The 14,414-nt window shown below is 31.6% G+C and carries 18 protein-coding genes; 15 read left to right on the top strand and 3 right to left on the bottom strand.

The features are described from left to right. Window positions 1–64: 64 nt before the first annotated feature. Window positions 65–1,921: a SulP family inorganic anion transporter gene (locus FHK87_RS19035; protein WP_140595364.1), complete on the top strand. Its 1,857-nt coding sequence runs from the start codon at window positions 65–67 to the stop codon at window positions 1,919–1,921. On the opposite strand, the gene FHK87_RS19030 is transcribed toward FHK87_RS19035, so the two are convergent. Beyond that, window positions 1,918–2,430: a CvpA family protein gene (locus FHK87_RS19030; protein ID WP_140595363.1), complete on the bottom strand. Its 513-nt coding sequence runs from the start codon at window positions 2,428–2,430 to the stop codon at window positions 1,918–1,920. The genes FHK87_RS19035 and FHK87_RS19030 overlap by 4 nt on opposite strands. Window positions 2,431–2,842: 412 nt before the next feature. On the opposite strand from FHK87_RS19030, the gene FHK87_RS19025 reads away from it, so the two are divergent. The 3 genes from FHK87_RS19025 to FHK87_RS19015 are packed head-to-tail and all read left to right on the top strand — an operon-like array spanning window position 2,843 to window position 4,281. Further along, window positions 2,843–3,688: a hypothetical protein gene (locus tag FHK87_RS19025; protein ID WP_140595362.1), complete on the top strand. Its 846-nt coding sequence runs from the start codon at window positions 2,843–2,845 to the stop codon at window positions 3,686–3,688. A gap of 6 nt (window positions 3,689–3,694) precedes the next feature. Beyond that, complete coding sequence (locus tag FHK87_RS19020) at window positions 3,695–4,027, top strand: hypothetical protein (RefSeq protein ID WP_140595361.1); 333 nt, start codon at window positions 3,695–3,697, stop codon at window positions 4,025–4,027. After that, window positions 4,024–4,281 (top strand): hypothetical protein, encoded by a 258-nt coding sequence (locus tag FHK87_RS19015; protein ID WP_140595360.1) that lies wholly within the window; start codon window positions 4,024–4,026, stop codon window positions 4,279–4,281. Before FHK87_RS19020 ends, FHK87_RS19015 begins: the two co-directional genes overlap by 4 nt. A gap of 217 nt (window positions 4,282–4,498) precedes the next feature. Here the strand turns inward: FHK87_RS19015 and FHK87_RS19010 are convergent, their stop codons facing one another. Beyond that, entirely contained in the window at window positions 4,499–4,948 is a 450-nt protein-coding gene (locus FHK87_RS19010) for a hypothetical protein (RefSeq protein ID WP_140595359.1), read from the bottom strand. 375 nt (window positions 4,949–5,323) lie between these two features. Between FHK87_RS19010 and FHK87_RS19005 the strand changes: the two genes are divergently transcribed. From FHK87_RS19005 to FHK87_RS18955, 11 genes are all read left to right on the top strand, one after another. Further along, window positions 5,324–6,136 carry an AraC family transcriptional regulator gene (locus FHK87_RS19005; protein WP_140595358.1) on the top strand — a complete coding sequence of 271 codons (813 nt, stop codon included), beginning with the start codon at window positions 5,324–5,326 and terminating at the stop codon, window positions 6,134–6,136. A 139-nt stretch (window positions 6,137–6,275) separates the two neighbouring features. Then, entirely contained in the window at window positions 6,276–6,656 is a 381-nt protein-coding gene (locus tag FHK87_RS19000; RefSeq protein WP_140595388.1) for a VOC family protein, read from the top strand. Window positions 6,657–6,797: 141 nt separating this feature from the next. Next, on the top strand, window positions 6,798–7,358 hold the full coding sequence (locus FHK87_RS18995; RefSeq protein ID WP_140595357.1) for a YdcF family protein: 561 nt from the start codon (window positions 6,798–6,800) through the stop codon (window positions 7,356–7,358). A gap of 117 nt (window positions 7,359–7,475) precedes the next feature. Beyond that, window positions 7,476–8,450, top strand: coding sequence for a porphobilinogen synthase (gene hemB / locus FHK87_RS18990; RefSeq protein WP_140595356.1), 975 nt, complete (start codon window positions 7,476–7,478; stop codon window positions 8,448–8,450). Window positions 8,451–8,538: 88 nt separating this feature from the next. Next, window positions 8,539–8,925 (top strand): tellurite resistance TerB family protein, encoded by a 387-nt coding sequence (locus FHK87_RS18985; RefSeq protein ID WP_140595355.1) that lies wholly within the window; start codon window positions 8,539–8,541, stop codon window positions 8,923–8,925. Between the two features lie 16 nt (window positions 8,926–8,941). After that, a complete protein-coding gene (locus FHK87_RS18980) occupies window positions 8,942–9,352 on the top strand; it encodes a c-type cytochrome (RefSeq protein ID WP_140595354.1) in 411 nt (136 codons plus the stop codon). 79 nt (window positions 9,353–9,431) lie between these two features. Further along, on the top strand, window positions 9,432–10,049 hold the full coding sequence (locus tag FHK87_RS18975; RefSeq protein ID WP_140595353.1) for a hypothetical protein: 618 nt from the start codon (window positions 9,432–9,434) through the stop codon (window positions 10,047–10,049). 74 nt (window positions 10,050–10,123) lie between these two features. Beyond that, complete coding sequence (locus FHK87_RS18970; RefSeq protein ID WP_140595352.1) at window positions 10,124–11,209, top strand: CNNM domain-containing protein; 1,086 nt, start codon at window positions 10,124–10,126, stop codon at window positions 11,207–11,209. After that, on the top strand, window positions 11,206–11,685 hold the full coding sequence (locus FHK87_RS18965; RefSeq protein ID WP_140595351.1) for a methylated-DNA--[protein]-cysteine S-methyltransferase: 480 nt from the start codon (window positions 11,206–11,208) through the stop codon (window positions 11,683–11,685). The genes FHK87_RS18970 and FHK87_RS18965 overlap by 4 nt, the downstream gene beginning before the upstream one ends. Before the next feature lie 94 nt (window positions 11,686–11,779). Continuing rightward, window positions 11,780–12,946, top strand: coding sequence for a serine hydrolase domain-containing protein (locus FHK87_RS18960; RefSeq protein ID WP_140595350.1), 1,167 nt, complete (start codon window positions 11,780–11,782; stop codon window positions 12,944–12,946). After that, window positions 12,936–13,649, top strand: a complete 714-nt coding sequence (locus FHK87_RS18955) for a 3'-5' exonuclease (RefSeq protein WP_140595349.1) — start codon at window positions 12,936–12,938, stop codon at window positions 13,647–13,649. The genes FHK87_RS18960 and FHK87_RS18955 overlap by 11 nt, the downstream gene beginning before the upstream one ends. A gap of 3 nt (window positions 13,650–13,652) precedes the next feature. Here FHK87_RS18955 and FHK87_RS18950 read toward each other — a convergent pair whose 3' ends face one another. Next, complete coding sequence (locus tag FHK87_RS18950; protein WP_140595348.1) at window positions 13,653–14,342, bottom strand: DUF4386 domain-containing protein; 690 nt, start codon at window positions 14,340–14,342, stop codon at window positions 13,653–13,655. Between the last annotated feature and the right edge of the window lie 72 nt (window positions 14,343–14,414).

Genomic DNA, 14,414 nt, shown 5'->3' with positions numbered 1-14,414 from the left:
TTATTTCAATAACTTTATTAAAGTTTTACTAATATTGTTTGTACAAAAAGAAAATTATACTGTAATGAAAGGATTTTTTGCTCACCTTAAAGGAGATCTATTCGGTGGATTAACAGCAGGTATTGTAGCCCTTCCACTAGCCTTAGCTTTTGGTGTATCTTCTGGCTTAGGCCCTAGCGCAGGATTATATGGAGCTATTTTTATTAGTTTTTTTGCAGCACTATTTGGTGGTACGAATACTCAAATTTCTGGTCCAACAGCTCCAATGACCGCAGTGAGTATGTTAGTTATCTCTGGTTTGATTGCAGTAAATGAGGGCGATGTTGCCAAGGCAATGCCTATTATTTTAACCGTTTTTTTACTCGCCGGAATCATTCAGATAGGTTTGGGCTTGATAGGCATTGGTAAATACATAAAATATATCCCCTATCCGGTTGTATCAGGATTTATGACTGCTATCGGAGTCATGATTCTAATCACTCAATTTTTGCCGGCATTAGGGTATTACCCCAAAGAAGATAGTGACTTTGTAAAAACATTCATACCTCAAGCCGAAGAAGTTATTTTAGAAAAAATACTTAAAGAAGAAGCCGAAGAAGGTATTTTGGTTTTGGAGAGTTTTAAAGAAACTATAAAGAAGGCTGAAGGTATTTCTAGTGAACAAGTACAGTTAGAGGCCACAAGCCTAGCCAAAAACGAAGCATCGGGAGTTATAGGAGCAATCAAAAGTCTTCCTAACGCATTGTCTAATATCAATTACCTTGAATTAGCACTTTGTTTGATTACAGTAGTGATTATTTATGGTTTCAAGAAGATTACCACAGCAATACCCAGTACACTGGTTGCCTTAGTGCTCGTCTCTGGGGTAGCATATGGTTTCAAATTAGAATACAGGCCTATAGAAGAAATCCCTAGTGGTTTTCCTAAATTGTATCTTTCTATGTTTTCTACATTTAGCATAGGTGCAGTAATGCCTTACATTTTTACAGCATTATCATTAGCATTTTTGGGAGCAATAGATTCTTTATTAACCTCTATAGTTGCAGATAATATGACCAAGACAAAACACAAACCCAACAAAGAACTTGTTGGTCAAGGGATTGGTAATAGTATAGCTGCACTTTTTGGAGGTATTCCCGGGGCAGGAGCAACAATACGTACTGTAGTAAATATCAATGCAGGAGGAAAGACAAAACTTTCTGGAATGATAGCTGGTATACTGCTATTATTAACATTATTGGTCCTTGGTCCTATAGCCTCTCAAATACCAGCTGCAGTATTAGCGGGGATCCTTATTACAGTGGGTATAGGTGTTATGGATTATAGAGGGTTAAAAGCGATACCGCATATGCCAAAAATTGAGGTTGTTGTCATGATTATAGTACTAGTTTTATCTGTATTTTGGAACCTTGTATATGCCGTGGGAATAGGATTATTGTTGTCATGTTTGATTTTTATGAAGAAAATGGGAGATGTGACAGCAGAAAACTCAAAAATAGAACCCTTAAACGACGCAGAAGATCATGATACAGATGAACAATCAGACCAAGAAGAAACAATAATTCCTGCAGAACTCAGAGAACAGACATTTATAAAACATTTTAATGGACCAATATTTTTTGGGTCTACGAGTGAGTTACAACAATTATCAAAACAGATTCCATCGTCGGCTAAATATGTAATTCTAAGAATGGACAGAGTGCCATATATAGATCAATCCGGTTTGTATGCTCTAGAAGAGATTATTTTAAACCTAATACAGAATGGAGTTAAAGCGTGTATCATCGGGATCCAAAAACAACCACTTTATTTGGTTAAAAATATAGATATCATTCCTGACCTTATCCCAGAAGAACATGTTTTTAATGATTTTGATTCTTGTATGGAATATGTAAGTAAGATTATAGGACAAAAAAATTAAACTTCTGTTTTGTTATCTTCTGTATCTTCTTGAAATATTATATTAGGTAAAACCATAGGAGCTAATTTGCTTACCGGACCATAAAGTATAGAAGATTGTAAAGTTTCTTTTTTTATAATAGTAATATTTCTATTAATTGCATCAATAAAAATTATAATAACACTGGCAATAAAAGCTACTTTAAGCAACCCAAAGAGTCCTCCAAGAATTTTGTTGACGATGCCTAATGCAGCATAATCAGCAATTTTTGTAAGTAACTTACCTGCTAGAGATATCCCAATAACAACTAGTATAAAAGTTAAGGCAAAGGCTGCTAGTTTTAGAGCGTTTTCTTGCCAGTCTACATATTGTTTTAGGTATTCTCCAACAATATGAGAAAAATGTACTGCAATATAAATACCTACTACCAGAGCGACCAAAGATGCTAATGAAGCAAAGAAACCTTTGCTAAGCCCTTTAATTAATCCCCATAAGAGTAGAATACCAAGTATAATATCGATATAATTCATCACATAAATAATTATGGGCTAAATATAGTCCATTTTATGATTTTAAGTACAATGTACTTTTGTTTGAATAATGAAGAATATATATATTATAATTTAGTGATTAATATCGCTCTAGAGTATTGATTTTTATTAAAAGCACTTACAATCAATTGAATAATCATATTCATTAATAATTATTTTGTTGTAGCTGTAGTTATGAGGTAAGAAAAAATCTTGTGAGGTTTTTTGCTAAAAAATAGTACGATAAACCATTAAAAATATCTCTTAATCTATTATGATTTTTTATTTTTAAAGTGTTATTTTATAGAGTAAAATTAGAATTTTATAGTATCTGTAAAAAGAACTTTTAATTTGTTATATTGACCTTGGTAGTTCTTGATATAAGACTTCTTTACACACAAATCAAAGCATATTGGAAACAGAAAAATTACTTTTCAGATTATTAGAGGCTTTTCCTGTAAAAGTTTTAAAACAGCATTTTAGTTTAAATGAAGTAAAGAGAGAAAAGTTGATCATTAAAATTATGACTTCTTTTTCTGAAGCTGAGATCATTAGTTTTTGTTTTCAGAATTTTGGGTTTTTAAAGCAACATATATATGTAGTCTCTCCAAATCATAAGTTACAATCAAATTGGACGCCTGTACCTAAGTATTTTGTAAGTAATGCACAGATAGAAGGCCAAAAAGCATATAATTTGCTTTTTACAGCTACATATGATGTCTTTAATTCCAGTAAGAACCAAAAAGAACAAATACATTTTTATGTACCTACTCAGATTAGAAGCTATGAAGGCTATTTGATCATAAGTATTAATATATTGGAACGATCGATTTCTAATTACAACGGTGATACTTTGGTGCTGCTTACAAAGAGATTAGATGAAAGTATGTATATTGATCAGATTAATGAATCTTTGCCAAAAGGCATATCAGTGGTATCTTCTGATCTTAATAAAGGTATCAAAGCTTTGTGGCATGAGGATTATGTAGATGCTGCTTATGTAAAGTTTAAAAAATCAAAGTCAACCTCTACAGAAGCAATGGATGAAGCCAATACATTAAAAGTGATTTATCCGGATGTTTATCAAAAAATAATGGCTTCGCCAATAGATAAAAAAGTTTTAAAAGTTTTAGATAAAACCTCGGTTGTAAAAAGGTTTGCAATAGAACCTTTTAAGGGAAAAATATCAATTAGTAGATTTTCTGATACTAATAATGCCATTGTAGAATTGGTAAATTTAATTCTATCAAAAAATTAAAAAAGAATGCTACAAAAGTTTATACAAAAAAGAGCAGAGCTTATAGAGCAAACAGATCCTGACAGGATTTATGTCGAAAATATTAGAAGCTTTTTCAAAATTCCGTATCGAATGGCAAGATTTTTTTGTGAAATGGCTGTAAAAGAGAGGTTTTTTAGAAAAAAAGTGGGTGTGTTTTGTACAAATGACGATTGTGGCAGATTAATACACTCTTATAACAAAAGGTCTGAAATAGATGATGAGATTATTTGTGATTTGTGTGCAGATCTAGAACGAGATAAGTTTGTATTTGAGAAAGAAGAGATACACATCACCGAATTTTATCAGTTAACCAAATGAGAAACATTAAAAATCTAACAAACAGACAGGTAGAGGTTTATAAGTCGATTACAAATCTGATTGTTAAGACATTATTGTCTCTAACCATTGTGGGTATTATGGTAACTATTTTGGTTTTTCTTCTGCAATGTGATCAATCATGGGAAAAGACAACTGCTTTGGCAACCCTCGAAGCTATATTTGGTTTTGTCATTCATCAGGCATTTCGACATTATTTTCCTTCTACAAAAAACCAAAAGAATGGAGAAGAGTAATCAATTGATAGATTAAAAAATGATACAGTTACAGACAAAAACAACAATGTTCAATATATACTTTTTCAAAGTATAGTATAAAAAATCAACTGAGTATTTACGGTGGTGGTACAAATTGTGCATTTGTACTATCCAGAGAAACTGATCCAAAAGATCGTCCTTCTAGTGGAGTGTATTCTAATGATAAATCATAGTCATTTTATTGTATACACTAGATTTATTTTTGTTTTTCTAATGTTGAAAATGCAGAAGCTTTTTTAGTATTACCAAATTTAGTATTGGTATAAAAATAAGAGAATATCACATGGTCATCGTCAACTTTTGAAAGTATAACTTTTCCATTTTGTGTGCAATCAACGGTATTTAGTTCAATTAACTCTTCAAAAGTTGCTTGGTCTTTTGAGGATTTAATTAATTTCCATTTCCCTGAGCAATTCAAACTTGGATAGGCTATTGTATACAATTGATTATTGGTATCTATTTCCAAAAGAATCGACCACTCATTATCATTTTCGAGATCGATTTGATATCCAGTACCCTGCCAGGTTCCGTTAAGCCAACTAATTTTATGTTGAGATATTTGTTTTGATATTTTACACCCTGTACTAGTTATTAAGAGGGCTATAATGATAATATTACGTACTTTCATTATTGATTTTAAGTTCATATTTTATTTTTTAATCTTGAAATTGCCAATGAAATAATTTTCTTTTAATTCAAAGAATTTATTATTAGAACCGGCTACAGATGATATTTTCATAAGGTACTTTGACAAGCTATACATTAAAAATATAATATTTTATTACGAATCTAAAAATTACTATTTTTAGCACTATTGTACAACAGGTACAAAAACTATTTTTAATACTGAGTAGGTGTTTAACTTAAAGTGTAATGATCTATAACCGACGACAAATCAATAATTTGATTTTTAATAATAGGTAAAATAAAGTACGATATTTTGGCTTATTGCAAACTAGAAAATTTATCCTTTCCTAATGCATTATACTAAGAGTTGTACATAATGCGTACAAAATGAGAAGTGAAAGAATTTGAAATCATAAAAAATTACTACAAACCAATTCAGCCAGCCGTCAAAGCTAATAATGGAGAGATAGTATACCAAGAGAATTATCCAGATAAAGAAATTGAGAATTTTATATACTGTTTTTGGCAACTGAAAACCAAAAAATCACTCAAAGAACCTTTTATTTATAGAGTTGTTTCAGATGGGTGTATTGACATATTTTTTAACCATAACCAACCTACAGAAAATTTTGTAATGGGATTTTGTAAAAAATACACAAAGTTTCCAATTGGAAAAGCATTTAATTATATCGGTATTCGATTTTTGCCCTCTGCATTTCCACTTCTATTTAGAGTAGATGCCAAATCTTTGAGTAATCAATCACAAAGGTTACAAAATGTATTGCCTGATCTTTCAAAGTGGATTATATCTGAAATCAAATCATCAGAACCTTTTGAAAAAATTACGAAGCAATTAAATAAAAAGTTAATTGAAATCGTTAGAAAACAAGATTTTCAATATGACAAAAGATTCTTCAACACTTTACATCTTATTTTTCAAAAGAAAGGGTTTTTGGATATCGAAAAAGAATTGCAAACAGGGTTAAGTACTAGGCAACTTCGCAGGATTTTTAACTACTATATCGGTACAACCTCAAAAAGATTTAGCAATGTTGTACGATTTCAACATATCCTAAATGCAAAGCCGTCAAAACAAAGTCTTAAAGAAAATAAGTTATACTATGATGTTGGATTTTATGACCAAGCACATTTTATAAAACATTTCAAGACATTTTATGGGATAACACCTTCAGAAGCATTCTATTAGACTTTGTCCGATTTTTACAATTTCTACAAAAAACCTCATTTTAAATTTGTTAAAACAAAACTATTTAGAAATGAGAGCATTAGTATTAATCGTATTGGTATTAATCACAAGTTGGACCAATGCACAAACAGAAAGTAAAATGAAACTAAACGCAGGAATAATTACAGAAAAACTGACTGAGACTAAAGAATTCTACACCAATATATTAGACTTTGGAGTACGTTTTGAAAATGACTTTTATCTTTTGATGAATACACCGGATAAATCAGCAGAAATTAGCTTTTTACAGCCAAACCACCCAAGTCAGAAACCGATTTTTCAAACACCATTTAATGGAAAAGGAGTTTATTTAACAATAGAAGTTGAAAAAGTCGATACAATTTATAAAAAACTTAAAAATAAAGGGGTTAAAATTGAAGTTGAAATTAGAGACGAACCCTGGGGAGACCGACACTTTGCAATTGTTGATCCAAATGGAATAGGAATAGATATTGTTACTTATACCAAACCTGAAGAATAAAGCATTATATACGTATAAAAAAATAGCGGTTTGAGCACGGATTTAAACCGTTATTTTATTATAATAAGGTATATTGTAAACCAAAAAGTTAATGAGTAGAAGCCTGCTATAACTCATAGCCTAGGTGTTTATAGTGATTTAATGAGAAAAAGAAAACAACAATATAAATTAATTATAAGCGTATTATTCATATGGTTTTTTGGGCATTTAGCCTTTATCACAATTGATGGATTATCAAATAGTGAAGAAAATGCAGATATCGCGGTAATTCTTGGTAATAAAGTAAATGAAGATGGTACCCTATCGAAGCGACTTGAAAAACGTTTAGAATGTGGATTACGATTGTACCAAAATGGGCAAGTAAAAAAAATAATTGTTAGTGGAGGTTTAGGAAAAGAAGGCTTTTATGAAGGAGATAAAATGAGGGAATATTTGGTTAAAAAAAACGTTCCCGATTCTTTGATTATTATTGATAATTTTGGAGATAATACTCGTGCAACTGTTAAGAATACCATTAAAATAAAAGATAGTTTACACTTCGAAAGTATAATTGTTGTATCACAATATTTTCATCTGACGAGAACAAAAATGTTGTTCAAAAAACAAGGCATTAAAAACGTGAGTAGTGCAAGCCCTGTATATTTTGAGTTTAGAGATTTTTATTCTTTATTTAGAGAATTTGTAGCGTATTATCTACAATAAAAATAGTAGAAAACAAATTTTTGATAAAAAATAAAGCCCTTAATCATATCATAAAATGTAAAACCAATATCATATATATGAGTATATTTATACCAATCAAAATTTTCATATTTTATAATGCAACAACTTCGTAGAAACAGAAGGTTAAGAACCAATGATGCAATACGATCCTTGGTTAGAGAACATATCATTACTCCAAACGATTTTTTAGTACCTCTTTTTGTTGTAGAGGGAGATAACATCAAAGAAGAGATAGCCTCCATGCCTGGTTATTACAGATATAGTCTCGATTTATTAGTACAAGAAGTCAAAGATATCTGGTCTATGGGGCTAAAATCTGTGCTTCTGTTTGTAAAAGTACCTGATTCGCTCAAAGATAATAATGGTACCGAAGCACTGAATGCAGATGGATTGATGCAGCGTGCTATTAAAACAGTAAAAAATACAGTTCCGGAGATGTTGGTAATGACAGATGTAGCACTAGATCCCTATTCTTCATATGGGCATGATGGGATTGTAGAAGATGGCTACATTATAAACGATGAGACCTGCGAGGTATTAGCAAAAATGGCACTGTCGCATGCTATAGCCGGAGCAGACTTTGTAGCTCCCAGTGATATGATGGATGGAAGAATCTTAGCAATCAGAGAGCTTTTGGAGCAGGAGAATTACAAAAATACTGGTATTATGAGTTATAGTGCTAAGTATGCTTCTGCATTCTATGGTCCTTTTAGAGACGCATTAGATTCAGCACCGGGATTTGGTGATAAAAAGACATATCAAATGGATTTTGCCAATAGAGAAGAAGCCATAAAAGAAACACTTATGGATATAGAAGAAGGAGCAGATATCGTTATGGTAAAACCAGGGTTGAGTTATCTTGACTTGGTAAGAGATATTCGAGATGTTGTAGATGTACCGGTTGCTGTGTATCAAGTAAGTGGTGAGTATGCAATGCTCAAAGCAGCAGCAGCACAAGGATGGTTAGACCATGATGCCGTTATGTTAGAACAGATCATGGCGTTTAAGAGAGCCGGAGCTCATATTATAGCAAGCTATTTTGCAAAAGATGTGATCAAACTTATTGGGTAATCCATTTGCACTATATTGCTATACTTTAAAATATCTGAAAAAGAGCTCTGTTATTTTGTATATTGAGATGTGAATTAAAAGAGTATTTATGGTTAGTAGAGATAGATTATATCAAACTTTTGGAGAATTATTATATGTTCTTGCCATGAGCGATGGAATTATCCAAAAAAAAGAAATAGAAACTCTTGAAGAAATTTTAAAAGGACATCCTAAAGGAGATGAGATAAAATGGTCTTTTGATTACGAAAATCAACAACAAAACGATATAGAAACCCTCTATAAAAAAGTAATTGAAGTGTTTTCTGATAATGGACCAGATGAAGAATATGAATTTTTCTTATATGCACTATCAAAAATGGCAAAAGCTAGTGATAGTGTTGTAAGAGAGGAAAAAATGATTATTCAAAACCTGTCACAAGAACTTTTAAAACGTTTTAAAAACGACATAGAAAAAATTAAAGAAAAATATAATTAAACCATTCATTATTTTCATGCAAAAAATAGCAATAATATTTACGGCACTAGCATTCTTAACGATCAGTTGTCAATCAGAAAAAAAGGAGAAAGAAGACAAAGGAGGAATTAAAATAGGAACAAAAAAAGAAGAAGTTTCAGCATTCGATACAGGAAAAACTATCTTTAATGGTAAAGGAAAATGCTATACCTGTCATAAAATACAACAAAAATCAATCGGACCGGGAGTAGTAGAAATTGTAAAGATTTATCAAGAACAAAATGCAGACTTAGTTGCTTTTTTGAAGCAAGAAGCTGAACCTATCGTAGATCCTGAGAACTATGCAGTAATGAAAACTAATTTTGCAGTAATTAAAAACTTTTCTGATGAAGAACTTAAGGCTATAGAAACATACATGATAGCCGCAGGAGAAGGAAAAACAGAATAAAATATTCTTTTACTTTCTATTAAAGTATCCGATATATTATTTTTTAATAGGTGCTGAAAGATAACAAGAAGTTAGCAATATGATTGAATTGCAAATGAACATATTGAGCATTTCAAAAGGTTTACTTTTTGTTACCCTCTTATTTATTGGATGTAAAAAGGCTGAAAAACGCGAAAACCATCTACAAACGATATCCAAAGAACAAAACGTAACCATTGTTGATACTGTAGTATCAGAAAAAATAGAAGTAAATCAAAAGATAACAAAAGATACTTCTTGGAGTAAAAAAACAAATCGTGTCCATAGTTGGGATATAAACCAATTTATAGTAGAATGCTCACAAGGATACAGAAATGAATTAATACAGGAGATACAATATATCAAATCACAATGGGAGCATACAAAAAATCCATTGGTAGTAAGTTATCAAGGAAGTGATATAGGAGATTATTTACATATTATTTTTCAAGATAGTAAAGGAAATCACTACGATTTTGGTTCTGGTAATAACAATTACAGTGATGTTAAACTTTTTAAAGACACATTAGATTATATTGATAATCCAACGTCAATAAACAAGCGATTTAAGATTTATTGGGATTGGAAAATTTCTTCTTTTCCTTGTTGTTCAGGAGCATACGAAATGGTAAAAGCTTATCAACCCTCAATCATAAAAATTGAGCCCTATATGCGTTAACCGTACCATAATTATTAATAGAAAGAAGAGAAAACATTTCAAAATCCTTACTTTAGTACCATATTTATATCACAATGACTCTATTAATCATTTACGCAGTATTATCTATTTTCTTTTCATTTTTATGTTCTATTCTAGAAGCAGTTTTACTTAGTGTAACGCCAACGTTTATTAATGTAAAGAAAAAAGAAGGGAAGCCTTATGCAACTGCTCTCGAAAATCTAAAAAAAGATGTAGATAAGCCATTAATAGCAATCCTTACTCTTAATACTATTGCCCATACAGTGGGAGCAATTCTTGTAGGAGTACAAGCAGAACAACTACCATACAAATTTGAAATTTTGGGCATTAATATGGTTGGGATTGTTTCAGCAATTATGACAATTTTGATACTTGTTGTTTCAGAAATTATCCCAAAAACTATTGGGGCTACTTTTTGGAAAAAACTGGCAAATTTTACTTCAAAAGCTTTAATAGTTTTGATTGCCCCTTTAAAATACACCGGTATTTTGTGGATATTACAACTTACTACCAAACTTATTGGAGGTAAAGGACATCATGGATCAGTATTGAGTCGTGAAGACTTCTCGGCAATGGCTACAATAGCTGAAGAAGAAGGTGTTTTTGAAGAATCAGAATCCAAGGTGATTAAAAATCTACTGAATTTTAAAGCAGTCATGGCAAAAAATATCATGACACCCAGAACGGTTTTGAAAATAGCTTCAGAAGATCAGAACATTTCAGAATTTTTTGAAGCGAATAAAAAATTAAGATTCTCTAGAATTCCTGTATACAAAGATAATCCAGATAACATTACCGGATATGTGCTCAAAGATGAGGTGTATAAAGAAATGGCAGAAGATCATCATGATAAAATACTAGGTGATCTAAAAAGACCATTATTTGTTGTAGGGCGTAATGTTGTAGTTCCCGATTTATTCGAAAAACTTGTAGAACAAAGAGAGCATGTAGCCCTGGTGGTAGACGAATACGGATCAGTTAGTGGTTTGGTTACTATGGAGGATGTGATAGAAACTCTATTAGGACTAGAAATAGTAGATGAAAGCGATACTGATGCCAATATGCAAGAACTAGCCCGTAAAAACTGGGAGAATCGAGCAAGAAGATTAGGAATTTTAGAAGAAAATAAAGAAGAGTGAAAGAAACGGCATACATACAGACTCCTTTGGGTACAGCTTGCATAAGTGGAAATGAAGATGGAATAACAGATATTTCTGTCGTAAAAGAAGAAGAAGCCCCCACTCAAGAAAATATTCCAAGTCATCTTAAAGATGCAGTTACTCAATTACAAGAGTATTTTGAAGGCGTACGAACTGATTTTGATCTTGTTTTGAACCCAAGTGGTACTGATTTTCAAAAAAAAGTATGGGCAGAACTGCTTACCATTCCGTTTGGTAAAACAGCATCTTACCTTGATATAGCAAAAAGATTAGGTGATCCTAAATCGATTCGCGCAGCGGCAACAGCAAACGGAAGAAACCCGTTATGGATAGTTGTTCCTTGCCATAGGGTAATTGGTAGTGATGGATCTTTAACAGGATATGCAGGGGGATTATGGAGAAAAAAATGGTTATTGGATCATGAAAATCCTGTAAAACAACAATCGTTGTTCTAAGTTATGATTTTAGCCTTACGACAGACAAAAATTAATGAAATTATATAAATGGATTTCTCTTTTGAGAATCATTTTAATTTAATCACATGTTAAAATGGTAAAACGTATACTAAAAAAATTCTTCAAAGGTCTTCTTATACTCATATTGCTTTGTGTAGCATTACTTTATATTTTTGATTACGAATATGTTTTGAAAGGAGTGAGGGTCGTTTATATGACAGGTCACACATCAGCCTTTATAGAAGATCATACCTATTTTGAGAATCGTGTTATCAAAAATGGAAATGCAACAACTGCTTGGGCTATCCATCAAGATTATAATAAAGCACAAAGTACAGAAAAACTTAATAAAATTAATAAAGAACTAGGTACAGTAGCTTTTATGATCGTTAAAAACGACAGTATTTGGTACGAAAATTATGAAGAAGGATTTAGTAAAGACTCTAAAACAAACTCGTTTTCGATGGCAAAAAGTGTTGTGACAGCACTTTTGGGAAAAGCGATTATGGATGGGTACATCAAAAGTTTAGATCAGCCTTTGGGTGATTTTTTTCCTGAGTTTTCAAAAGGTTTAGCTGCCAAAACCACAGTAGGAGATCTCTCTTCAATGTCTTCGGGACTGGATTGGACAGAGCATTATACAAGTCCATTTTCTATTACTGCCAGAGCCTATTATGATACAGAACTAAAAGATGTGATGCTAGGATTAAAAGTTGTAGAAGAACCTGGTAAAAAATATAAGTATTTAAGTGGTAATACGCAGTTACTAGGAATGGTTATCGAGAAAGCTACCGGACAAAAGTTATCTAACTATTTAAGTGAGAGTTTTTGGAAACCCTTGGGCATGGAGCATGAAGCACTTTGGCAATTAGACAGTGAAGAAAGTGGAATCGAAAAAGCATATTGCTGTATTGCCAGTAACGCAAGAGATTTTGGACGTTTTGGTATGATGTTTAAGAATAATGGCGTTTTTGCAGGAAAACAATTATTACCTAAAGAGTTTGTTGAATTGGCGACAAAACCAAGATTTGAAGATGGCCAAATGTATGGTTATGGATTTTGGTTATCTAACCATCTAGGTAAAAAAATATTTGCCATGAGAGGAATCTTGGGTCAATATGTGATTTGTATTCCCGAAGATGACATCCTGATTGTAAGACTAGGGCACAAGAGAGGAAACTTTATGCCAAATAAATCATTTACCGAAGACTTTTTTGTGTATATCGAAGAGGCTTATAAAATGTTAGAGAATGCTTCATAAATTAAATTTAGAACACATACTATTTCTAGATATAGAAACGGTGCCAGAATATAAAGATTTTGATAGTTTAAGTGATGAATTGAAATATTTGTGGGCAGATAAGACAAAATATCAACGAAAAGAAGACTTTACCCCAGAAGAATTTTATGAAAGGGCAGGTATCTGGGCAGAATTTGGAAAAATTGTGTGTATTTCTGTAGGCTTTTTTTCATTTAAAGGTGAAGAAAGATCCTTTAGAACCAAGTCTTTTTTTGGAGAGGAAAAAGAAGTATTAATTGAATTTAAGAATTTAATAGAATCACATTTTAATACTCCTTACCATCTTCTTTGTGCGCATAACGGAAAAGAATTTGATTTTCCTTATATCGCAAGAAGAATGATTATTCATGGGATTTCACTCCCACAAAAATTAAATCTATTTGGTAAAAAACCTTGGGAAATCCCTCATTTGGATACTTTAGATTTATGGAAATTCGGAGATTATAAACACTTTACCTCTTTAAAGCTATTGACACATATTTTGGGCATTCCTTCCCCAAAAGATGATATCGATGGTAGCCAAGTACGTGAAGTATATTATGAAGAACAAGATATTGATCGTATCATTATATATTGCGAAAAAGATACAGTAGCTGTTGCACAAATATTACTTCGCTTACGGCAAGAAGAATTGCTAAGCGATGATGAGGTAATATCAGTCTAGTTTTTACTCTATTACTATTTTTCTTTCTTCAAAAGGTGATTGATATAATCCCTTATAAATTAACCAAGCCGGCAGAATGAATTGAATTATTCCTATTGGGAGAAGCATATTCATACTTATACTATGCCCAAAAATCGAAAATAATTCTTCTATAAACATTAGTAACACAGCTATGATACCAAAAATCGAAATTACTTTTGGTACGAGCTTGGATATGTATAATGTATAATACAAAACAAAAACAGGAAAGCAAGAAACTAATAAATACAGGTAGTGTGTCCACCAGTGTTGTTGATAAACAAAAGTTTTTAAAATCAAGAAATGATTCGTGTCGTAATTTACATTTTTTACATATTCTTTACTTAACTCCAGTATAGATACGACACTAAAAGTATCAAGCATAATAGAGATAAAGTTTAGGATACATAAAGAAACATATAGATAAGCTAAAAAATGATTAGATCGCTTAAAAATAGGTAAAAGAATAATGGCTATACTAATTGAAGCAAGTCCACTTATGATTCCTAATAGTATTGAAGTAATAATTTTATTTGAATTTTTGGCAGTAATTGTAATAAAGTCATCAGAGAAAAGTACAGGCCCCTGTAAAAATTGAAATATTGTGACACCCGAAATAAAAACGAATAGTAGTAGTATTCCGGCAATTCTTCCTGCTTGTTGATTTGAATTCATATGTAGTGCTTTTTGATGGATTTAAAAAATCAGAATGTTACTCTATTTATGAAGACGTAAATATTTTATAAA

Origin of the sequence: Aquimarina algicola, assembly GCF_006443095.1 — a bacterium.
Lineage (GTDB): Bacteria > Bacteroidota > Bacteroidia > Flavobacteriales > Flavobacteriaceae > Aquimarina > Aquimarina algicola.
Note: the sequence above shows the minus strand (reverse complement) of the source record. Positions and strands in the feature narration are given on the sequence as shown.